The sequence below is a fragment of the Pseudomonas sp. 05N433 genome (assembly GCF_056396925.1).
On sequence record NZ_JBFTML010000014.1, the window covers coordinates 25215 to 48279 of the forward strand.

Annotated in this window: 19 protein-coding genes; 13 read left to right on the top strand and 6 right to left on the bottom strand. The window is 59.2% G+C overall.

Going from position 1 to position 23065, the window contains the following annotated elements:
• Positions 1-75: 75 nt before the first annotated feature.
• Positions 76-717, top strand: coding sequence for a helix-turn-helix transcriptional regulator (locus AC1DIS_RS09905; RefSeq protein WP_018927115.1), 642 nt, complete (start codon positions 76-78; stop codon positions 715-717).
• Positions 718-803: 86 nt separating this feature from the next.
• Here the strand turns inward: AC1DIS_RS09905 and AC1DIS_RS09910 are convergent, their stop codons facing one another.
• The 6 genes from AC1DIS_RS09910 to AC1DIS_RS09935 all read right to left on the bottom strand — a co-directional run bounded on the left by AC1DIS_RS09910 (position 804) and on the right by AC1DIS_RS09935 (position 5995).
• Positions 804-1580: an ABC transporter substrate-binding protein gene (locus AC1DIS_RS09910; RefSeq protein WP_349745729.1), complete on the bottom strand. Its 777-nt coding sequence runs from the start codon at positions 1578-1580 to the stop codon at positions 804-806.
• A gap of 239 nt (positions 1581-1819) precedes the next feature.
• Positions 1820-2272, bottom strand: coding sequence for a molybdopterin synthase catalytic subunit MoaE (moaE, locus tag AC1DIS_RS09915; RefSeq protein ID WP_018927117.1), 453 nt, complete (start codon positions 2270-2272; stop codon positions 1820-1822).
• A gap of 3 nt (positions 2273-2275) precedes the next feature.
• A complete protein-coding gene (gene moaD, locus AC1DIS_RS09920) occupies positions 2276-2518 on the bottom strand; it encodes a molybdopterin converting factor subunit 1 (RefSeq protein ID WP_018927118.1) in 243 nt (80 codons plus the stop codon).
• The gene (moaC, locus tag AC1DIS_RS09925) at positions 2515-2988 is read right to left on the bottom strand and encodes a cyclic pyranopterin monophosphate synthase MoaC (RefSeq protein WP_018927119.1); all 474 of its coding nucleotides are present in this window, start codon (positions 2986-2988) and stop codon (positions 2515-2517) included. Before moaC ends, moaD begins: the two co-directional genes overlap by 4 nt.
• A gap of 155 nt (positions 2989-3143) precedes the next feature.
• Entirely contained in the window at positions 3144-4535 is a 1392-nt protein-coding gene (locus tag AC1DIS_RS09930; RefSeq protein ID WP_018927120.1) for a PhoH family protein, read from the bottom strand.
• Positions 4536-4870: 335 nt separating this feature from the next.
• A complete protein-coding gene (locus AC1DIS_RS09935) occupies positions 4871-5995 on the bottom strand; it encodes a polysaccharide deacetylase family protein (protein WP_258612664.1) in 1125 nt (374 codons plus the stop codon).
• A 322-nt stretch (positions 5996-6317) separates the two neighbouring features.
• On the opposite strand from AC1DIS_RS09935, the gene yaaA reads away from it, so the two are divergent.
• From yaaA to AC1DIS_RS09995, 12 genes are all read left to right on the top strand, one after another.
• A complete protein-coding gene (gene yaaA, locus AC1DIS_RS09940; RefSeq protein WP_064620184.1) occupies positions 6318-7097 on the top strand; it encodes a peroxide stress protein YaaA in 780 nt (259 codons plus the stop codon).
• 835 nt (positions 7098-7932) lie between these two features.
• Positions 7933-9249: a nucleotide sugar dehydrogenase gene (locus AC1DIS_RS09945; protein ID WP_064620187.1), complete on the top strand. Its 1317-nt coding sequence runs from the start codon at positions 7933-7935 to the stop codon at positions 9247-9249.
• A 199-nt stretch (positions 9250-9448) separates the two neighbouring features.
• Positions 9449-10930: a mannuronan synthase gene (alg8, locus tag AC1DIS_RS09950; RefSeq protein WP_370741111.1), complete on the top strand. Its 1482-nt coding sequence runs from the start codon at positions 9449-9451 to the stop codon at positions 10928-10930.
• Between the two features lie 35 nt (positions 10931-10965).
• Complete coding sequence (locus tag AC1DIS_RS09955) at positions 10966-12135, top strand: PilZ domain-containing protein (RefSeq protein WP_477780853.1); 1170 nt, start codon at positions 10966-10968, stop codon at positions 12133-12135.
• 9 nt (positions 12136-12144) lie between these two features.
• Positions 12145-13569: an alginate biosynthesis TPR repeat lipoprotein AlgK gene (gene algK, locus AC1DIS_RS09960; protein WP_018927126.1), complete on the top strand. Its 1425-nt coding sequence runs from the start codon at positions 12145-12147 to the stop codon at positions 13567-13569.
• The gene (locus tag AC1DIS_RS09965) at positions 13566-15053 is read left to right on the top strand and encodes an alginate export family protein (RefSeq protein ID WP_018927127.1); all 1488 of its coding nucleotides are present in this window, start codon (positions 13566-13568) and stop codon (positions 15051-15053) included. The genes algK and AC1DIS_RS09965 overlap by 4 nt, the downstream gene beginning before the upstream one ends.
• A gap of 26 nt (positions 15054-15079) precedes the next feature.
• Entirely contained in the window at positions 15080-16681 is a 1602-nt protein-coding gene (algG, locus tag AC1DIS_RS09970) for a mannuronan 5-epimerase AlgG (RefSeq protein ID WP_477743260.1), read from the top strand.
• A 10-nt stretch (positions 16682-16691) separates the two neighbouring features.
• Complete coding sequence (locus tag AC1DIS_RS09975) at positions 16692-18143, top strand: alginate O-acetyltransferase (protein WP_018927129.1); 1452 nt, start codon at positions 16692-16694, stop codon at positions 18141-18143.
• A gap of 11 nt (positions 18144-18154) precedes the next feature.
• On the top strand, positions 18155-19285 hold the full coding sequence (locus AC1DIS_RS09980; RefSeq protein WP_442963840.1) for a mannuronate-specific alginate lyase: 1131 nt from the start codon (positions 18155-18157) through the stop codon (positions 19283-19285).
• A 135-nt stretch (positions 19286-19420) separates the two neighbouring features.
• Positions 19421-20986, top strand: a complete 1566-nt coding sequence (locus AC1DIS_RS09985; RefSeq protein WP_477743259.1) for an MBOAT family O-acyltransferase — start codon at positions 19421-19423, stop codon at positions 20984-20986.
• Between the two features lie 11 nt (positions 20987-20997).
• Entirely contained in the window at positions 20998-22173 is a 1176-nt protein-coding gene (locus AC1DIS_RS09990) for an alginate O-acetyltransferase (protein ID WP_086944727.1), read from the top strand.
• A gap of 15 nt (positions 22174-22188) precedes the next feature.
• Positions 22189-22845 carry an alginate O-acetyltransferase AlgF gene (locus AC1DIS_RS09995; RefSeq protein WP_019581115.1) on the top strand — a complete coding sequence of 219 codons (657 nt, stop codon included), beginning with the start codon at positions 22189-22191 and terminating at the stop codon, positions 22843-22845.
• Positions 22846-23065 lie beyond the last annotated feature (220 nt).

A 23065-nucleotide genomic window follows, 5' to 3' on the forward strand; every position in this document is an offset into this window, starting at 1 on the left:
GTGCCCACACGATTGCGGCAAACTTCCAGTGCCCCTTTTTAAAGGGGCACTGACGCTGGCCTGGAGCTCCACTGTATGAACGCACCTGAAAAAAACTCGGCCCTGGACAATGTGTCCATGGACAACTTCCGCGCGATTGCCGATGCCATCGCCACGTTGTTCTTCCCTCACGCCGAGGTGGTGCTGCACGACCTGCGCACACAAAAGGTCGACTACATCGCCAACAACCTGTCCAAACGGGAAATTGGAGACGACTCGTCGCTGGAGGACATGCTCAGCGAAGAGGTCAGTGAACGAAACATCGGGCCGTACGAAAAGCTCAACTGGGACGGCCAGAAGATTCGCAGCCTCAGCAGCGTGCTGCGCGACAGCGAAGGGCAACCGCTGGCAGTGCTGTGCATCAACCTGAATATCTCGTTGTTCGAGAACGCGAAGGCGGCGCTGGATTTGTTCCTGTCGCCGACCAAGCTGATTCCGCAACCGGACTCACTGTTTCGCGATGACTGGCAAGAACGGATCAACACTTTTCTGCATGCCTGGCTGCGCGAGCGCCAGTTGAGCCTGAATGTGCTGACCCGCGACCACAAACGCGAACTGGTGCTGGCGCTGCACGCCGAAGGCGCCTTCAAAGGCAAAAGCGCCTCCAACTACGTGGCCAATGTGCTGAACATGGGCCGGGCGACGGTGTACAAGCATTTGAAGGAATTGAAGGGCTGAAAATCAAAAGATCGCAGGCTGCGCCAGCTCCTACAGAGAAATGTGGTCCTCTTTAGGAGCTGCCGAAGGCTGCGATCTTTTTCCGATCAATCGCCGTAGATGTCGGACTTGAAGTACTTCTCCGAAATCTTCTGGTATTCGCCATTGGCGCGAATGCCGTCGATGGCCGCGTTCAGTTCACTGACCAACTCGGTGTTGCCCTTGCGCACGGCAATCCCGGCGCCCTCACCCACGTATTTCGGATCCTTGAGTTCCGGCCCGACAAAGGCGTAACCCTTGCCACGCGGCATCGACAGGAAGTCATTCAATGGAATGGTGTCGGCAAAAATGGCATCGAGGCGACCTGCCGCCAGGTCCATGTAGATTTCTTCGTTGTTGCCGTAACGCTTGACGTTGATGCCCTTCGGTTCGAAAACCTCGGTGGCGTAACGGTCGGTAGTGGTTGCGCGTTGAACGCCGACTGTCTTGCCCTTGAGGCTGGCGTACTGGTCATCGACCGCCGCGCCTTCCTTCATCACCAGTCGCGATGAGGTGAAGTAGTACTTGTGGGTGAAATCCACCGACTTCTTACGGTCTTCATTGATGGTCATGGACGACAGCGCCATGTCGATTTTCTTCACTTTCAGGGAAGGAATCAGACCGTCGAATTCGCCTTCGACCCACACACACTTGACCTTCATCTGCGCGCACAGGGCGTTGCCAATGTCGTAGTCGAAACCGACAATTTCACCTTTGTCGGTTTTCGATGCGAACGGCGGATAGGCCGCTTCAATACCGATGCGCAGGCTTTTCTCGGCAGCGAACACGCTACTGCACGCCAACAGGCTCAGGGCCAGACCGGTGATGAGGGGGAATTTCTTCATGTTCGTTCTCTCGCGGGTTGTTGTTGGTTTGGCAAGACAGAAGAAAAAGCTGAAACAGGGAACGCCTTTTTTTGTACTTATAAATCCATACTGGACTTTTATGTATTAACCGTCAATCGGGCGCATACAGATCTTCCAGCCTCTGGTCGGGAGGGGAATCAGTGGATTTTTGGGTGATGCAGAAGGCCTCTTCGCGGACAAGTCGGACCGCGAAGGTGTATTCGAAAGCACTGGAGGAATTACTGCTTCCAGCGATCCGCCGCCGCATGATCGCTGTCGCGCCCTTCAACCCAGCGCGCGCCATCACTGGTGTTTTCTTTCTTCCAGAATGGCGCGCGGGTTTTCAGGTAGTCCATGACAAAGGCGCAGGCATCGAACGCTGCCTGACGGTGGGCGCTGGCGGCACCGACGAAGACGATCGGCTCGCCCGGCTCCAGTGCGCCGATGCGATGCAGCACTTCCAGCTTCAACAGCGGCCAGCGCTGCTCGGCCTCCGCGGCAATCTTGCCCAGGGCTTTTTCGGTCATGCCCGGGTAGTGCTCCAGAAACATCCCGGCGACGTCGAGGCCGTCATTGAAGTCGCGTACATAGCCGACAAAACTCACCACCGCACCGACGCCCACATTGGCCGCGTGCATGGCGTTGACCTCAGCGCCCGGGTCGAACGGCGTGGGCTGCACACGAATCGCCATGGCTCAGCCCCCGGTCACGGTTGGAAAGAAAGCCACTTCATCGCCATCGCCGACCGGCTCATCGAGCTGGCAGAGGTCTTCATTGCGGGCGCACATCAGGTTCTGCTCGCTCAACACTTCGGCGCCTTCACGTTGGGCCAGCAGTGCACGCACATCGTCAACCGTGGCGAAATCACCTTCAACCTTCACTGAATCCACGCCGAGCGCCTCACGGTAACGGGCAAAAAACTTCACGGTCACGTTCATGGCTGCTCCGCCTGAAAATGGCCGCTCTTGCCGCCGAGTTTTTCCAGCAGCCGCACGCTCTCGATGGTCATGCCGCGGTCCACGGCCTTGCACATGTCATAGATGGTCAACGCCGCGACACTGGCGGCGGTCAGCGCTTCCATCTCGACGCCGGTCTGCCCGGACAACTTGCAGCGCGCCACGATGCGCACGGTGTCGTCGCCTTCGGCACTGAGTTCGACCTTGACGCCGGTGAGCATCAACGGATGGCACAGAGGAATCAGATCGCTGGTTTTCTTCGCCGCCTGGATGCCGGCGATCCGCGCCACGGCGAACACATCACCCTTGGGATGACCGCCGCTGACGATCAACTGCAGGGTTTCGGGCAGCATGCGCACCAGCGCTTGGGCCGTCGCTTCGCGGAACGTCACGGCTTTTTCGGTGACGTCGACCATATGGGCGCGACCTTGGGAATCGAGATGAGTCAGCACAGCGTTACTCCTGATCAGGAGCATCGATTGTAAACCTGCGGGTCAATTTTCCGCACGCACGATTATCCGATCGACATGCCTCGCTCCTACAGAGGAAATGCGGGACACAAAAAACGGGGCGACCCGTGAGGTCGCCCCGTTTTTGTGGTTCAAGGTTACAGATGCGATTCGGCGTATTCGGCCAGAATCGAACGTGGCACCCCTTGCAGGGTGATGTGTACACCGTTGGGGAAGTCTTTGAAGCGTTCGGTCAGGTACGTCAGCCCGGAGCTGGTCGCGGACAGGTAAGGGGTGTCGATCTGCGCCAGGTTGCCCAGGCACACCACTTTGGAACCGGCGCCAGCACGGGTGATGATGGTTTTCATCTGGTGCGGCGTGAGGTTCTGGCATTCATCGATCAGGATCAGGCTCTGCTGGAAGCTACGGCCTCGAATGTAGTTGAGGGATTTGAACTGCAACGGCACTTTGCTGAGGATGTAGTCGACGCTGCCATGGGTGTTTTCGTCATCCATGTGCAAGGCTTCGAGGTTGTCGGTGATGGCGCCCAGCCAAGGCTCCATCTTTTCCGCTTCGGTGCCGGGCAGGAAACCGATTTCCTGATCGAGCCCCTGCACGCTGCGGGTGGCAATGATGCGCCGGTAGCGTTTGCTGACCATGGTCTGCTCGATGGCCGCCGCCAGGGCCAGGATGGTTTTACCGGAACCGGCCGCGCCGGACAGGTTGACCAGATGAATGTCCGGATCGAGCAAGGCGTACAGCGCCAGGCTTTGATAGATGTCACGCGGTTTCAGGCCCCAGGCTTCCTGGTGCAACAGAGGCTCCTGATGCAGGTCGAGGATCAACAATTTGTCGACCTGGATTTCCTTGATCCAGCCGACAAAGCCCTGTTCGTCGATGATGAACTCGTTAACGTGCACGGCAGGCAGGTTGTCGATCAGCTGCACCTGATGCCAGGTGCGACCATGATCCTGCCGGGTTTCGACTTTACTCACCCGGTCCCAGAAGGAGCCGGTCATGTTGTGGTAACCGTTGGGCAGCAACGAAACGTCGTCGACCAGTTGGTCGGTACTGTAGTCCTCGGCCGCGATCCCACAAGCCCGGGCCTTGAGGCGCATGTTGATGTCTTTTGTGACCAGCACCACGGGCAGTTTTGCATCACGCGCGCGCAGGTCGATCAGCTGGTTGATGATGATGTTGTCGTTCAGGTGCTCGGGCAGAATGATGTTCGGCTCGGCACGCTTGCTCATCAGAATTGACAGCAAGCCCTTGGGCCCGCCCTTGCCACGCTGGATCGGAACGCCGAGTTCGACGTCTTCGGGGCTGGCATCGCCCAGGGTCTTGTCGATCAGCCGAATGGCCTGGCGGCATTCCGCTGCAACGCTGTGAGGCCCGCTCTTGAGCTTGTCCAGCTCTTCAAGCACGGTCATCGGGATCGCGACGTGGTGTTCTTCGAAGTTAAGCAGGGCGTTTGGATCGTGAATCAATACGTTGGTATCGAGTACATAAAGGATTGGCTGGTTGGAAGGGCTACGTCCGTGATCATCCATACTCGGTCACCTTTGTGGGAGCCAGTCGACGCAATACCATGACAGTGCTGCGCCTCGAAGTGGCCACCGAAATCACCTGCTCAGACTCAAGTGATTGCAACCCAAACGGAGTCTTGGAAGACGCCACCTGTGTTGCAGGTTTCGGCGGTCTGTCTTCGTAATACTCCAAAACACATGACAGAAAAAAGCACTTTGACGTTTTTTTGAAGTTTATTTTTCAGAATGACCAATAGCACTTGGCGGACTGCCAGCACCCCGCTAAAGTCGGAAGTCCGCCTGCATCGAAATCTCCTCCAAAAACGTCCCTTCCCCAATGTTTACGGGCTTTCCCCGTTTCAGCGAAACGCGTCCTGACAGTTTTCCCAACCGATCCCGCTTGGCGCCGTTTGCGTGATGAGCCAGGGCATCGCGGTTTTCAGCGCGTCCTGCTTCACATTGAAGTTGATCACCCCGTGCCGCCACAGCAGCATCAGGGTCAGCACCCGTTGCGCACTCTGGCTGCCCTTGAGCTTGCCGGCGCCGTCCTGGGCATCGATGTCCCACAATGCCACCTGCAAACCCTGAGACCTGAAGAAGCCTTCAGCATCGGACCGACGCTGGCCATCGGGCGGACGAAACAGCGGCACGTAATTCTCCGGCAGCTTGCCCTTGACCAGCTCGGCGCTGCGCCGCACCGAGTCCTGCCAGTCTTGCCAGTGGCTGTGGGAACGGAACTCCCAACCCTGCACACCAACGCATTGCTGCGAATAGGTCCCTTGCAGGCTGGTCGCCGAACCTTCAGCCAGACGGGCCTGGATGTCCTTGCCGAGGACGAAGAACGTCGCGCTCATGTTCGATTTGCGCAGGTACTCGGTGACCCAGGCAGTGTTATCCGGCACGGCATTGGCAGCGCTGTCGAAAGTCAGCAGGAACAGGCGATCATTCATGGCATCGCCATTGTGCTCATAGTCGCCAAAACGATCGACTTCGCTGCTGGTCTGCGGGAACAGCGCGGCCTTGCGCAATTGCTCGTCCAGATACTGGGCGTGGAACAACCGGCTCGGCTCGGCCCACTTGATGTAGTAGCTGTCGTTGCTGATCTGAAACTTGGCCGCTTGCTCCCGCAAGGTATCCATGTCCTCGACGAGGAAACAGAAAGAGGCATCCTGATCGCAACTCTGCTGGGCGAAGTTGTAGTTGCTCAGCAACCGCTGCCACATGCGCTGGCGCAGCTGGTTGACCGACTCCAGATTGACGGTGCGCAGGCCCAGGCGTTGAGCCAGGCTTGCTTCATCGAGCGATTCGCTGGCGAGCAGGACGCGGGCGAACATGAGGATTTCGGCCCGGGAGGCAACGTCGAACAGGGTCGGGTTGCTGAGCCGCTCAGGCCAGGTGCTGCGATCCAGCGTCGCCACATCGCCCGGCGCCGCCTGGGCGACGAAACTCAACAGCGAGGCGAAGAATAGAAAAACGATACGCAATGGGATGTCTCCATAACAAAACCCGCGCGGCACTATAGCCGATAGCGTTCAAATTCCCGCATCTGCGCCGAACTCATTGTGGCGAGGGAGCTTGCTCCCGTTGGGCTGCGAAGCAGCCCCAAACCGACAAATACTTTCTCTGGATAAAACCATGCGCCTGTATTGCGACCGCTTCGCGCTCGAGCGGGAGCAAGCTCCCTCGCCACAGGATCTTCTTCTGCCACAAAACCTGGCGACACCACCGATCACCTATGACACCCATAGCTGGAGTCAACACAGACAACCCCCTAGAATCGCCCCCACGATTAAAGGAGCCGACTTCATGCTGATGGTGATTTCCCCCGCCAAGACCCTCGATTACGAAACACCGCCGGCGACCCAGCGCTTCACTCAGCCGCAATACCTCGACCACTCCCAGGAACTGATCCTGCAACTGCGCGACCTGACACCGGCGCAGATCAGCGAGCTGATGCACGTCTCCGACAAGATTGGCGGCCTCAATGCCGCACGTTTCGGCAGCTGGACCCCGGCCTTCACCCCAGCCAACGCCAAGCAGGCCTTGCTGGCATTCAAGGGTGACGTGTACACCGGCCTGAATGCACAAACCTTCAGCGAAGCCGACTTCGATTACGCCCAGCAGCACTTGCGCATGCTCTCCGGCCTGTACGGCCTGCTTCGCCCTCTGGACCTGATGCAGCCCTATCGGCTGGAGATGGGCACCAAGCTGGCCAATGCCCGTGGCAAGGATCTGTATGCCTTCTGGGGCACGCGGATCAGCGAATGGCTGAACGAAGCGCTGGCCGATCAGGGCGACGATGTGCTGCTGAACCTGGCCTCCAACGAATACTTCTCGGCGGTCAAACGCAGCGCCTTGAACGCGCGCATCATCAATACCGAGTTCAAGGATTTGAAGAACGGCCAGTACAAAATCATCAGCTTCTACGCGAAAAAGGCCCGCGGGATGATGAGCCGCTTCGTCATCGAAGAACGCATCAATGACCCGGTCGCCCTCCAGCAGTTCGATGTTCAGGGTTATCGCTACAGCAGCGAACAGTCTAAACCGGACAATCTGGTGTTCCTGCGCGATCACGCACCGGAGTAACCAGACCCGCACTCAATTCGCGCACGACACCAACAACTTCGTCGTGCGCTACCCCTTCGATCCTCGAACAATCCCCGCCCTTTTCGCCGACTTATTGGCGCCAAAAAACAAGCACTCGATTTTCTAACTTTTGTTTCACTCGACTTTGCTGATTTTTTTCAGTAGTGGCACTGAAAATTTTTGTGAGTAGTGGCAAAAAAGTACCCAAGGCAATAATCACCCTATATATAAAGGGCGAAACGGCAAGTGCTATCAATATGAAAGCAGTGCCATCTTTTTCAATATTTCAAGAAATTCCAGAAATCGCGATGGGTGGACTGGAACTATGTCCAAATGCGTCGCTCATACCACCCGTAACGATTCTCTCGGCGAACGTACGAGATAACTTACACAGAGAAGCGGTCCCGATAGCGAAGTTGTCATATTAACTTGAACTTATGGATCACTTGTTTGGGCAACACATGAAGGACAGGAGATAACGCATCATTAATATCCCCTACAAGGCCACGGCTGCGCCCCTATAAACGTGCTCACCCGAGCACCCAACCGCTTGATTTACGGGCTTCTGGCCTGGCATTGAGCGCGCAAGACCTTTGCACGAACGTCCTCTGATTAGAGGGTCGGCTGCATAACAGGGCACGTCATAACAATAAGGCCTGGTTACGCACTTCTTGAGTGCACTYATTTAGACACTCGGAACTTAGTATGCCTGCACCCGGCATTGTGACGCCTTTAAGGCCGCACTTGCGAGTGCATTATGACCGCTGAACACCATTAACTCCGGCCATGTAATGGCTTGTTGAACACAGTCTTGATTAACTGAGAGGTAARTGCGATGCGCATCAGCATATTTGGTTTGGGTTACGTCGGTGCAGTCTGTGCCGGTTGCCTGTCTGCACGGGGCCATGACGTCGTTGGCGTCGATGTTGCCAAAGACAAGATCGATATGATCAACGCCGGTCGTTCGCCGATCGTTGAACCTGGCCTGGGCGAACTTCTGAAACAGGGCATCGAGACTGGCCGCCTGCGCGGCACGACCAACTTCGCCGAGGCAATTCGCGACACCGACCTGTCGATGATCTGCGTCGGCACGCCGAGCAAAAAGAACGGCGACCTGGAACTGAACTACATCGAGGCTGTGTGCCGCGAAATCGGTTTTGTTCTGCGTGACAAAACCACCCGCCACACCATCGTCGTGCGCAGCACTGTGTTGCCGGGCACCGTGGCAAACGTGGTCATCCCGATTCTCGAAGACTGCTCCGGCAAGAAAGCAGGCGTCGACTTCGGCGTTGCCGTGAACCCTGAGTTCCTGCGTGAAAGCACCGCGATCGCCGACTACGACCAGCCGCCAATGACCGTCATCGGCGAGTTCGACAAGGCTTCGGGCGACGTTCTGCAATCGCTGTACGAAGAACTCGACGCACCGATCATCCGCAAGGACATCGCCGTTGCCGAGATGATCAAGTACACCTGCAACGTGTGGCACGCCACCAAGGTGACCTTCGCCAACGAGATCGGCAACATCGCCAAGGCTGTCGGCGTCGATGGTCGTGAAGTGATGGAAGTGGTCTGCCAGGACAAGACACTGAACCTGTCCCAGTACTACATGCGTCCTGGCTTCGCATTCGGCGGCTCCTGCCTGCCGAAAGATGTGCGCGCCCTGACCTACCGCGCCGGTTCCCTGGACGTCGAAGCACCACTGCTCAACTCGCTGATGCGCAGTAACGAGTCCCAGGTGCAGAACGCGTTCGACATCGTCTCCAGCCACGACAAACGCAAAGTCGCCCTGCTGGGCCTGAGCTTCAAGGCCGGCACCGACGACCTGCGCGAAAGCCCGCTGGTCGATCTGGCGGAAATGCTGATCGGCAAGGGCTACGACCTGAGCATCTACGACAGCAACGTCGAGTACGCCCGTGTCCACGGTGCGAACAAGGATTACATCGAGTCGAAGATCCCTCACGTCTCGTCCTTGCTCAACTCGAACTTCGAGGAAGTGATCAACAACTCCGACGTGATCATCCTCGGCAACCGTGATGAGAAATTCCGCGCCCTGGCACTGGAAGCACCGCACGGCAAGCAAGTGGTCGACCTGGTCGGCTTCATGTCTCAAGCCACCAGCGTCAGCAAGCGCACCGAAGGTATCTGCTGGTAACACGCCTGTAGGAGCTGTCGAGTGAAACGAGGCTGCGATCTTTCCCAGCTCACTTGAATCCCAAGCGAAAGATCAAAAGATCGCAGGCTTCGCCAGCTCCTACAGGGATTCTGGCGTTATCCAAACCGGGTGGCGCCAGTTTTCACAAGCCTGCCTTAACCCAATCGGGCTCCGCCCGAGATCGAGACGGATGCAGATTATGCACAGGCTAAAGCACGGCCTACTTCAGGCCGCCGGTTGGCTGTTTTACCTAAGTTTATTAATGGGCATCGCCCTGGCGTTGCCTCCGTCCACGTTCGACTCCGAGTCGAAGGACTTCATCTTCCTGATCGGTATCGTCGGTATCTGGCGCTACTCGATGGGTGCCACGCACTTTTTGCGCGGCATGCTGTTTCTGTACGTGGTCTACCCGCACCTGCGGCGCAAAGTGCGCAAGCTGGGCAAAGAGGCAGACCCGTCCCACGTGTTCCTGATGGTCACCAGCTTCCGTATCGACGCGCTGACCACCGCGCAGGTCTACAGCTCGGTGATCCGCGAGGCCATCGACTGCGGCCTGCCGACTACCGTGGTGTGCTCCATCGTCGAAATGTCCGATGAGCTGCTGGTCAAGAGCCTCTGGAAACGCATGAACCCACCGACACGGGTCAAGCTCGACTTCGTGCGCATTCCCGGCACCGGCAAGCGCGATGGTCTGGCCTATGGTTTCCGCGCCATCTCCCGCCACCTGCCGGACGACCGTGCCGTGGTTGCAGTGATCGATGGCGACACCGTGCTGGCCGAAGGCGTCGTGCTCAAGACCGTGCCGTGGTTCCAGCTGTTCGGCAATGTCGGCGGCCTGACCACCAACGAGTTCTGCGAAGTGCGCGGCGGCTACATCATGAGCGAATGGCACAAACTGCGATTCGCCCAGCGCCACATCAACATGTGCTCCATGGCCCTGTCCAAGCGCGTGCTGACCATGACTGGCCGGATGTCGGTGTTCCGCGCCACCGTGGTCACCAACCCGGACTTCATCGCCGACGTGGAAAGCGACTCGCTGCAACACTGGCGCCTGGGCCGCTTCAAGTTCCTGACCGGTGACGACAAGTCGAGCTGGTTCAGCCTGATGCGCCTGGGTTACGACACGTTCTACGTGCCCGACGCCGCGATCCATACCGTGGAACACCCGCCGGAAAAGAGCTTCATCAAGGCCAGTCGCAAACTGATGTTCCGTTGGTACGGCAACAACCTGCGGCAGAACTCCCGCGCCCTGGGCCTGGGGATGAAACGCCTCGGCCTGTTCACGTCAGTGGTGCTGTTCGATCAGCGCGTGTCGATGTGGACGTCCCTGCTGGGCCTGACGGTGGCGCTCATCGCCACCTTCAAGTACGGCACCGCGTTCATCCTGGTTTACCTGCTGTGGATCGGCATCACCCGCCTGATCCTGACCCTGTTGCTGTCCTGTTCCGGTCACCGGATCGGCCCGGCATACCCGGCCATTCTCTATTACAACCAGATCGTCGGCGCGCTGGTGAAGATCTACGTGTTCTTCCGCCTCGATCAACAATCCTGGACTCGCCAGCCCACTTCTCTGACCCGTGATCTCGCCAGCTTTCAACGTTGGTTCAACACCTGGTCGTCTCGGACCATGACCTTCTCCGCCGGCAGCATCTTTGTCGCCGTGCTGCTGATGATGGTCTGACCGAACTCGCCTGAATTAACTAGGAAATCGCCCATATGAATACCGCCGTCAACAGCAACGTAGTGCACGAATCCGAAGCCCAGCGCCAACACGCCCGTGTGAAAATTCCGGCCAAACTGCGTTTCTTCGGCCCTGACCGGACCCCGGTCGAAGCCCGGGTCATCGACCTTTCCGCCGGCGGCCTGGCGTTCAACGCCGGTCAGTTGCCGCTGAAGGTCGGCGATGTGCACAAGGCCCGCCTGCAATTCGTCATCGACAACCTCGGTCTGGCCATGGACGTGGAATTGCAGATCCGCTCCGTCGACCGCCAGACCGGCCGCGTAGGTTGCCAGTTCCAGAACCTGGAACCCCGGGACATTTCCACCCTGCGCCACCTGATTACTTCGCACCTGGCCGGTGACATCGTCAGCGTGGGTGAAATGCTCGCAACCCTGCAACGCGACAACTTCACCAAGGCGCGCAAGGTCAAGGACGGCGGTCATGGCATGACCGCGCTCGGCCGTCTGAAAGCGGTGACCTTCAGCGCCGGTATCTTCGTGGTCGGCCTGGTGGCGTTCGGTTTTATCTTCAAATCGGTGTACGGCATGTACTTCGTCAGCCACGCCCAGGCTGGCCTGGTCAGCGTGCAAGGCATGAACATCACCATGCCGCGCGACGGCACCGTGCAGAGCCTGATCAAGGCTGACGGCGTTGCCGCCAAAGGCGCCCCGCTGGCGACCTTCAGCACCAGCATGCTCGACGTACTCAAAGGCCATCTGGACGAAAACCAACTGCAACCGTCCAAGGTTGAAGAGCTCTTCGGCAAGCAAATGACCGGCACCCTGACCTCCCCGTGCGATTGCACCGTGGCCCAGCAACTGGTGGCTAACGGTCAATACGCCAACAAAGGTGACGTGATCTTCCAACTGGTGCCACGCAATACCGAAGCCAACGTTGAAGCACGCTTCTCCTATCGCCAGTTCGGCGACGTGCGCCCAGGCACCACGGTCAGCTTCCAGATCGCCGGCGAAGACCAGACCCGTACCGGCAAGATCGTCAGCAGCACCAGCCTGAAAAGCGAAGACCTGTCATCCGATATCCGCGTGYAGATCAAACCTGACGAGCCGCTGGACAGCGCACTCGCCGGTCGCCCGGCGGAAGTGAACAGCACCCGTGGCCCGAACCTGAACTGGCTGATCAACAAAGCCATGGCCGCCGGTCTTTAAACAGAGGACATGCCCGTGACGACTCCACAAATCCTCAGAACACCGCGCACCCACATAGGATCACTGTGTGCAGTTGCACTGGCCGTAAGCCTGGCCGGTTGCGCCGGCCTGCCCGACCAGCGCCTGGCCAATGAAGCCCTCAAGCGCGGTGATACCACGCTGGCGGCGCAGAACTATCAGCAACTGGCCGACCTGGGCTACAGCGAAGCCCAGGTTGGGCTGGCCGACATTCAGGTCGACAGCCGCGACCCGGCGCAGATCAAAAAGGCCGAGGCGACTTACCGCGCCGCAGCCAGCGTCTCGCCGCGGGCTCAGGCTCGTCTGGGTCGCCTGCTGGTGGCCAAACCTGGCGCCACCGAAGCCGAACACCACGAAGCCGAGGCACTGTTGAAGAAAGCCGCGACCAATGGCGAAGGCAACACCCTGATCCCGTTGGCGATGCTGTATCTGCAATTCCCGCACAGCTTCCCCAACGTCAACGCACAGCAGCAGATCAGCCAATGGCGCGCCGAAGGCAAACCGGAAGCAGGTCTGGCCCAGGTGCTGCTCTATCGCACCCAGGGCACTTACGACCAACACCTGAATGACGTGGAAAAGATCTGCAAAGCGGCGTTGAACACCACCGACATCTGCTACGTCGAACTGGCCACGGTCTATCAGAAACGTGGCCAGCCCGAGCAACAGGCCGAGCTGATCAAGCAGATGCAGGCCGCTCACAGCCGTGGCACCGTCTCCGCGCAACGGGTCGACAGCGTGGCCCGCGTGCTGGGCGATGCGAGCCTGGGCAAGACCGACGAAAAAACCGCTCAGTCGCTGCTCGAAGGCATCGCCCCGGGCTACCCGGCGTCCTGGGTCAGCCTGGCGCAATTGCTCTACGACTTCCCTGAACTGGGCGACGTCGACACGATGATGAAGTACCTGGACAACGGCCGCGCCGCCGACCAGCCGCGCGCCGAACTGTTGCTGGGCAAGCTCTACTACGAAGGCAAGATGGTGCCGGCCGACGCCAAGGTCGCCGAAGAGCACTTCAAGAAAGCCCTCGGCCGGGAAGTCGCCGCCGATTACTACCTCGGCCAGATTTACCGTCGCGGTTACCTGGGCAAGGTCTATCCGCAGAAAGCCCTGGATCACCTGCTGACCGCTGCGCGCAACGGCCAGAACAGCGCCGATTTCGCCATCGCCCAACTGTTCTCCCAAGGCAAGGGCACCCGGCCCGACCCGGTCAACGCTTACGTCTTCAGCCAATTGGCCAAGGCTCAAGACACCCCGCAAGCCACTGAGCTTGCGCAAACACTCGAAGCGCAACTGCCGCCTGACCGGCTGGCCGAGGCCCAACGCCTGCTCAAACAAGAGCAAGCCATTCGTAGCACCGTGAGTCCGGACACGCTGGAACTGCACGCTTTGCAAGAAGAAGACGGCGAGGAATCCCTATGAAACTCAATCCATTCGTGCAGGCCGGTATTGGCCTGACATTCGCCCTGCTGTGGTCGTGCCCGACCCTGGCGGCCCTGACCGAAGACAAGAACTTCGGTCTCGAAGTCAAAGTTACCGGCCAGTCCGAAAACGACAGTGACCTGGGCACCGCCGGTGGCGGCGACGTTAACGGCGTCGGCCTCGACCTGCGCCCTTGGGTCTATGGCGAAAGCGGCGCGTGGAGCGCCTACGCGATGGGTCAGGCCGTGACGTCCACCGACATCATCGAAACCGACACCCTGCAACAGTCCGACAACAGCGGCACCCAGACCACCGACAGCGGTGATCGCAAGACCAGGAAAAACTACCTGGCGATGCGCGAGTTCTGGGTCGGTTACCAGGGCCTCACGCCTTACCCTGGCGAGATCCTCAAGTTCGGTCGCCAACGCCTGCGTAACGACGACGGCCAATGGCGCGACACCAACATCGAAGCCCTGAACTGGACCTTCGACACCACCCTGTTGCGCGCCAACGTCGGTATCGCCGAACGCTTCAGCGAATATCGCACCGACCTGAAAGAACTGTCCCCCAAAGACAAGGATCGCCTGCACGCCTACGCCGATGCGGCGTATCAGTGGACACCCGGTAACTGGGTCGGCATTCGCGGTCATCACACCCACGATAACGGCAAGCTCGACTATCCGGAGCCGGGCGTGGCTGGCGATACCCTGGACAAGAAACAGAACGGCGACATCAGCTGGCTCGGCCTCACCGCCGACAGTGATGCCTACAACTGGCGCAACACCAACACCGTCAATTACTGGGGCAGCATCACCGGCATGAACGGCGACCGTGACACGGTCAACCCGTTGAATGCCGACGGCACTCGCCCGGCAGAAGCCAAGCGTGGTGAAGACCTGAACGGCTGGGCTACTGACCTGGGTGTTCGTCTGCGTCTCGATCCGCAGTGGCAAGTCGGTGCAGCCTATGCCCGCGCCAGCGCCGAGTACCAACAGAACGGCCTGGAAAGCAACCGCTCGAACTACACCGGTACTCGCTCGCGGGTTCACCGTTTCGGCGAAGCCTTCCGTGGCGAAATGAACAACATGCAGACCGCTACGCTGTTCGGCTCCTGGATGCTCAACGACGAATACGACGCCAGCCTGATCTACCACAAGTTCTGGCGTGTGGACGGCAACAAGCCGGTGGGCAACAACGGCATCAACGCTGTTGAAAACAACACCGACGACGCGACCGGCGCGATCCTCTCCAGCACCTCCCTGCCGCTGGAAGATGGCAACAAGGACCTCGGTCAGGAAATGGACCTGGTGGTCACCAAGTACTTCAAGCAAGGCCTGTTGCCGGCAGCGTTGAGCCAGTCGATCGATGAGCCTTCGGCCCTGGTGCGGTTCCGTGGCGGTGTGTTCAAGCCCGGCGATGCCTATGGCAAAGAAGTCGACTCGTACATGCACCGTGCGTTTATCGACGTGATCTGGCGCTTCTGATGCAAACCGCGAAGGGAGTGCCCGACATGAACAGCGCCAAGAAAGGCTCGATCAGCCTGCTGGCCGGCGCGCTGCTGCTGGCCAGCACAGCCGCCTTCGCCACCGTCGAACCGGTCAAGGCTGTGCACCAGCCTGAACAGCAGAGCAAGCCGACGACCATAGCCAAAGGACTGCAACAGGCCAAGACCTACACCGTCAGCAGCGCACCCACCGCGCCGCTGGACTTGGCCAAGCCGAAACTGCCGGACACTTCTGGCTACACCGCCGAAGCCATTGCCGCGAAAATCGTGCGCACCAAGCCCGGCAAGATCAGCATACGCCGGATGATGCAGGAAGACGCCTTGAAGGACTTCATCGGCGGCGACAACAAGATGGCCGAGTGGGTGGTGCGTCAGCACGGCATCCCGCAGGCGATCTTCGTCGACGACGGCTACATGAACCTCAAGGACCTGACCAAGAAGCTGCCCAAGCAGTACCTCAGCGAAACGTCGCCAGGTGTGTTCCTGGCGAAGTTGCCGATCGTGGTGGGCAGACACGGCATTCTGGAAATCGACAAACAGACCCAGGAATTGCGCCTGTCCCAAGAGGCCGGCTCATTCCTGGTCAACGACGGTCAGCTGTTTGTGCGTGATACCAAGATCACCGGCTGGAGCGAGAAGGCCAACGGTCCGGCGGCCTTCTCGTCGCCCAAGGAGTTCCGTCCGTTCCTGTTGTCCTGGGGCGGCACCGAGACCTATATCGCCAACAGCAAGATCGCCAGTTTCGGTTACGCCAACAGTAAGTCCTACGGCGTGAGTATTTCCCAGTACACGCCGAACATGGCCAAGGTGCTCAAGCGCCCTGAACCGACCGGCTGGATCGTCGGCTCCGAGTTCTCGGACATGTGGTACGGCTTCTACTGCTACGAAACCCGCGACTTCGTGGTCAAGGGCAACACCTACAAAGACAACATCGTCTACGGCATCGACCCCCATGACCGTTCCCACGGTCTGATCATCGCCGACAACACGGTGTACGGTACCAAGAAGAAGCACGGGATCATTATTTCCCGTGAGGTCAACGACAGCTTCATCTTCAACAACCGCAGCTACGACAACCACCTGTCGGGCCTGGTGATCGACCGTAACAGCGTGAACAACCTGATCGCCTACAACGAGATCTACAAGAACCACACCGACGGCATCACCCTCTACGAGAGTGCCGACAACCTGTTGTGGGGCAACAAGGTGATCAGCAATAAGCGTCACGGCATCCGGATTCGTAACAGCGTGAACATTCGCCTGTACGAAAACGTCTCGATGGCCAACGGCCTGACCGGTGTCTACGGGCACATCAAAGACCTGAGCGACACCGACCGGGACATCAAGCTCGACCCGTTCGATGCCGAAGTGTCGCTGATCGTGGTCGGTGGTGAACTGGCTGCCAACGGCAGCGGACCGCTGTCGATCGACTCGCCGCTGAGCGTGGAGTTGTATCGCGTGTCGATGCTCGCACCGACCAAAACCAGCGGCATCAGCTTCTCGGGAATTCTCGGCGAGCGTCAGGATGAAATTCTCGACCTGCTGGTGCGCCAGCAGAAAGCCGTGCTGATCGACCCTGTCGAACGCCAGACCGAAATGCGGGACTGAGGATAATTTTATGCACCCACACTTGATCAAATTACTCAGCCTGTCGGCCCTGACCGCGGGTATTCTCGCGGCCAGCACTGGCGTGCGTGCCGAAGACGCCAAGGCACCGAGCTTCAGCGCCGAGCCGTGCTGCAGCCTGTGCCCGGCAGCCCACGACCCGAAGAACTACACCACCCGCTATCAGCAGAACTTCACCACGCTGGTGCAGGCCCAGGGCGACTGGCTGTTCCGTACCCAAGAAGACTTGCGCACCGAGTTCGACACCACACCCGCCGGCTACAAACGCCTGAAACAACTGCACGATGCGTTCAAGAGCAAAGGCGTGGAGCTGGTCATCGTTTACCAGCCGACCCGTGGCCTGGTGAACCGCAACAAGCTGAACCCGGAAGAAAAAGCCAAATACGATTTCGACAAGGCCCTGACCAACTACAAGACCATGCTCGGGCGCTTCGCGCAGATGGGCTACGTGGTCCCCGACCTGTCACCACTGACCAACGAATCGCTGCCCGACACCCTGCCCGCCCACGATTTCTACTTCCGCGGCGACCAGCACTGGACCCCGTATGGCGCCCAGCGCACCGCGAAGATCGTCGCCGAGAAGGTCAAGCAGTTGCCGGCCTTCGCCGACATTCCCAAGCGTGAATTCGAGACCCATAAGTCGGGTCGCATGGGCAAGACCGGAACGTTACACAACATGGCGGGTCAACTCTGTGGCACCAGCTACGCGATCCAGTACATGGATCAGTTCACCACCGAGCCCAAGGGCGAAGCAGCGGATGGCGATCTGTTCGGTGAATCCGGCAACCCGGAAATCACCCTGGTCGGCACCAGCCACAGTGGCAAGAACTACAACTTCGCCGGTTTCCTCGAAGAGGCCATCGGCGCCGACATCCTCAACGTGGCATTCCCCGGCGGTGGCCTGGAAGGTTCGATGCTGCAGTACCTGGGCAGCCAGGAGTTCCAGACCAAGCCTCCGAAGATTCTCATCTGGGAGTTCTCGCCGCTTTATCGCCTCGACCAGGAAACCATCTACCGCCAGATGATGGCGCTGCTCGACAACGGTTGCGAAGGCAAGGATGCACAGATGAGCAGCAGCGCCATGGTGAAGCCGGGCAAAAACGAACTGTTGGTCAACAGCAAGAACCTGGACCTGCGCAACAGCGACCACCAGGTCGACATCCGCTTCGCCGATACGTCGGTGAAAACCTTGCATGCCACCCTCTGGTACATGAATGGGCGTCATGAGGACATCAAGATCGAGAAACCGGAAACCTCCGAAACCGACGGGCGTTTCGCCTTCGAGTTGCGCACGGACGAAGACTGGGCCTCGCAGAATCTGCTGGCCGTTGAAGTCCAGGGGCCTGAAACACCAGGTGCCGCGCCACAGAAAGTCGAGGCGAAAATCTGCAAACGTAACGTGTTCTCCGGCACCGGGCAGCGTACTGCTCAAGCCGGGCAATGAGGCTAGCTCTTATGAACTGCATGCAAACCCGAACTTTGAAACAGTTACTCGCGCCTTCCCTGCTGGCTTTGGCGATGTTCGCTGGCGCCACCCAGGCCGCCGCACCACTGCGCCCGCCTCAAGGGTATTTTGCGCCTGTGGATAAATTCAAGACCGGCGACAAGAGCGAAGGCTGCGACGCAATGCCGACGCCGTACACCGGCGCCCTGCAGTTTCGCAGCAAATACGAAGGCTCCGACAAGGCCCGTTCGACTCTGAACGAGGAATCGGAAAAGGCCTTCCGCGACACCACCGCCGACATCACCAAGATCGAGCGCGGCACCAGCAAGCGAGTGATGCAGTTCATGCGTGACGGTCGCCCGGAACAACTGGAATGCACCCTCGACTGGTTGACCGCCTGGGCCAAGGCCGATGCATTGATGTCCAGGGACTTCAACCACACCGGCAAGTCCATGCGCAAATGGGCGCTGGGCAGCATGGCGTCGTCCTATATCCGCCTGAAATTCTCTGACTCGCATCCCCTGGCCACCCACCAGGAACAAGCGCAGGTGATTGAAGCCTGGTTCAGCAAAATGGCCGATCAGGTGGTCAGCGATTGGGACAACCTGCCGCTCGAACAGACCAACAACCACTCGTATTGGGCCGCCTGGTCGGTGATGGCCACGTCGGTCGCCACCAACCGCCGCGACCTGTTCGACTGGGCCGTGAAGGAATTCAAGGTCGGCGCCAATCAGATCGATGCCCAAGGCTTCCTGCCTAACGAACTCAAGCGCCAGCAACGCGCCCTCGCCTACCACAACTATGCCCTGCCGCCGCTGGCGATGATCGCCAGTTTCGCCCAGGCCAACGGTGTGGATTTGCGTCAGGAAAACAACGGTGCCTTGAAACGCCTGGGTGATCGCGTGCTGGCCGGCGTGGACGACCCGGATCAATTCGAGAAGAAAAACGGTAAAGGCCAGGACATGACCGATCTCAAGATCGACTCGAAATTCGCCTGGCTCGAACCGTTCTGCTCGCTCTACACCTGCGCGCCGAATGTGCTGGAACTCAAGCACAAGATGCAGCCGTTCAAGTCTTTCCGCCTCGGCGGGGACTTGACCAAGGTCTACGACCCGGCCAATGAAAAAGGCAAAGGTTCTTAAAGCTGACTGTATTCCCCTGTGGCGAGGGAGCTTGCTCCCGCTCGGCTGCGAAGCAGTCGTAACCCCCCGGATTTTCGTGGGGGGTTTGGGGGGGCCGTTGGCCCTTGACTGTTGGTTAAACATGGAGAGATCAGGATGGTATTTTCATCCAACGTGTTCCTGTTTCTGTTCTTGCCGATCTTTCTCGGCTTGTACTACTTGAGCGGGCAACGCTATCGCAACTTGCTGCTGCTGATCGCCAGCTACGTGTTCTACGCCTGGTGGCGTGTGGACTTCCTTGCGTTGTTCGCAGCCGTCACGCTGTGGAACTACTGGATCGGCCTGAAAGTTGGCGCCGCCGGTGTCCGGACCAAACCGGCCCAGCGCTGGCTGCTGCTCGGCGTCGCGGTGGACTTGTGCATCCTGGGCTACTTCAAGTACGCCAACTTCGGCGTGGAGAGCATCAACGCGATGATGACCTCGGTCGGTCTGTCGCCGTTCATCCTGACCCACGTACTGTTGCCGATCGGGATCTCGTTCTACATCTTCGAGTCCATCAGCTACATCATCGACGTTTACCGCGGCGATACCCCGGCCACCCGCAACCTGATCGACTTTGCCGCATTCGTAGCGATCTTCCCGCACTTGATCGCGGGCCCCGTGCTGCGTTTCCGCGACCTGGCCGACCAGTTCAACAACCGCACCCACACCCTCGACAAGTTCTCCGAAGGTGCCACGCGGTTCATGCAGGGTTTCATCAAGAAGGTGTTCATCGCCGACACCCTGGCGGTGGTCGCCGACCATTGCTTCGCCTTGCAGAACCCGACCACGGGCGATGCCTGGCTCGGCGCCCTGGCCTACACCGCACAGCTGTACTTCGACTTCTCCGGCTACAGCGACATGGCGATTGGCCTGGGCTTGATGATGGGTTTCCGCTTCATGGAAAACTTCAAACAGCCGTACGTCAGCCAGTCGATCACCGAGTTCTGGCGGCGCTGGCACATCAGCCTCTCCACCTGGCTGCGTGATTACCTGTACATCACCCTCGGCGGTAACCGTAAAGGCACGCTGATGACCTATCGCAACCTGTTCCTGACCATGCTGCTCGGTGGTCTGTGGCACGGCGCGAACATCACCTACATCGTCTGGGGCGCCTGGCACGGCATGTGGCTGGCAATCGAAAAAGCCATCGGCCTGAACACTTCGCCGCGCAGCTTCAACCCGATCCGCTGGGTCCTGACCTTCCTGCTGGTGGTGATGGGCTGGGTGATCTTCCGCGCAGAGAACCTGCACGTCGCCGGTCGCATGTACGGCGCAATGTTCAGCTTCGGCGAATGGTCGCTGTCGGAACTCAACCAGGCCAGCCTCACCGGTCTGCAAGTGGCAACCCTGGTGGTGGCTTACGTGACCCTGGCGTTCTTCGGCCTGCGTGATTTCTACACCAACCAGCCGCCGGTCAAGACCAAACCTGCGGTGAACATCGAAACCGACGGCCCGGCCGCGGCGACGCCTGGAAAGATCAAAGCCGTACCGGGCGACAACCCGGCCAGCATCCACGAGCCGGGTTACACCGTCGGCGTTGAAGCGACTGTGCAACCGGCCTATTGGACCGCCGACTGGTCCCGTTACGTGATGCGCGCCCTGGTACTGCTGCTGTTCATTGCCTCGATTCTCAAACTCTCGGCGCAAAGCTTTTCGCCGTTCCTTTACTTCCAGTTCTGAGGGATCTGACCATGACCCGCTCATTACGCATCTTCTACATCGCGCTGTTCCTGGTGACCTTGCTGGTCCTGGGCGTGTGGTCGGTACGCAGCTTCTTCGGCTTCAGTACCAACGCCGATGCCACCGTGCTCAACGGGCGCTGGACCAAAGCCGTCGAGACGCACTATGACGACGAGTTCCCGATCAAGCGCCTGGGCACCAACCTTTGGGCCGCGCTGGATTTCAAACTGTTCAACGAAGGTCGTCCGGGCGTGGTGCTCGGTCGCGATCAGTGGCTCTACAGCGATGAAGAGTTCCACCCGATCGTCAACGAAGAGTTGAACTTGCAAGGCAACTACGCGCTGGTCGAAGGCGTGCGCCAGGAACTGAAAAAGCGAGGCGTGCAACTGGTGATGGCGATTGTTCCGGCCAAGACGCGTCTGTACCCGGAGCACCTGGGTGAAGTGAAGCCGGCGAGTATCCACACCAATCTGTACAAGGACTTCCACGCTCGCGTGGCGGCCGACAAGATCCTCGCCCCTGACCTGCTCGGCCCGCTGCAACAAGCCAAGCGCAACGGTCAGCAAGTGTTCCTGCGTACCGACACCCACTGGACCCCGGAAGGCGCACAAGTCGCTGCCCAGACCCTGGCCAAAACCATCGCCGACAAGGCTCCGCTCAGCGGCGAACCGCAAAACTTCGTCACTGAACCTGCCGAGAAGGTGACGCACAAGGGCGACCTGCGGTTGTTCCTGCCGCTGGACCCGCTGTTCGAAAACCTGATGCCGGCGCCAGAACCTTTGCAGAAGCGCAACACCGTGGCGGCCCAGGATCAACCGACCGGTGATGACGCGTTGTTCGCCAACACGGAAGTGCCGGTGGCCCTGATCGGCACCAGCTACAGCGCCAACCCTAACTGGAACTTCGTCGGTGCGCTGAAAGAAGCGCTGCACAGCGACGTGGTCAATTACGCCGAAGACGGCCATGGCCCGATTCTGCCGATGCTCAGCTACCTGAAAAGCGATGCCTTCAAGAACAGCCCGCCACAAGTGCTGATCTGGGAGTTCCCTGAACGATATCTGCCTGTGAACAACGAAATCGGTGACGCCGACCCGCAGTGGGTCGCAGAGCTTAAACAAGCCGGCGCGCGCCAACAAAACGTAGCTGTAAACACCAAATCCGAGACGCCCGACCGGGCGCAAAACTGAAAGAGAGGTACACCCATGACTTTCACTACTACTCCTCGCCGTCTCGCCAAGACCTTCGCTCTCGTTGCCGGCATGAGCGTGCTCTCGATGCAGGCTTTTGCCGGTGGCGACGCCGCCCTCTACGGCCCGACCGCACCGAAAGGCTCCACCTTCGTGCGGGTCTACAACGCCGGTAACGCTGAAGTCAGTGCTACAGTCGGCACCACCAACCTGAACGAAGTCGCGCCGCTGTCCAGCACTGACTTCAGCTTCATGCCGGGCGGCGACTACAGCGCCAAGGTCGGTAGCCAGACCTTGCCGGTGAAACTGGCCGGCGATCACTATTACACTCTGGTCAACAACGCCAGCGGCGCGCCACAACTGATCGAAGAGCCGCCGTTCAAGAACAAACAGAAATCTCTGGTACGCGTGCAGAACCTCAGCGACAAGGCCCTGACCCTGAAAACCGCCGACGGCAAGACCGATGTGGTGCCGAACGTGGCCGCCAAGGGCCGTGGCGAGCGTGAAATCAACCCGGTGAAAGTCAGCCTGGCGCTGTACGAAGGCGACAAGAAAGTCGGCGACGTGAAGCCGGTTGCCCTGGAACGCGGTGAAGCGGCGGTGCTGTACGTCACCGGCAACGGCAGCAGCCTGTCGCCAGTCTGGGTCAAGCGCCCGGTCTCGACGCGCTGATTAATTCATCAGGACGGTGATCACCCTGTAGCAGCTGGCGAAGCCTGCGTCCGACTGCGAAGCAGTCGCAATCCAAGCAACTCGGTCTTTCTGAATGACCGCATTGACGGGATTCACGACGACTACGTCGCCGAACGCAGCCTCGCAGGCTCGGCAGCTGCTACAGAATCGGTGAGCCGATCTGATTACGGAACAAAAACAAGAGTGAAACGACAGAACG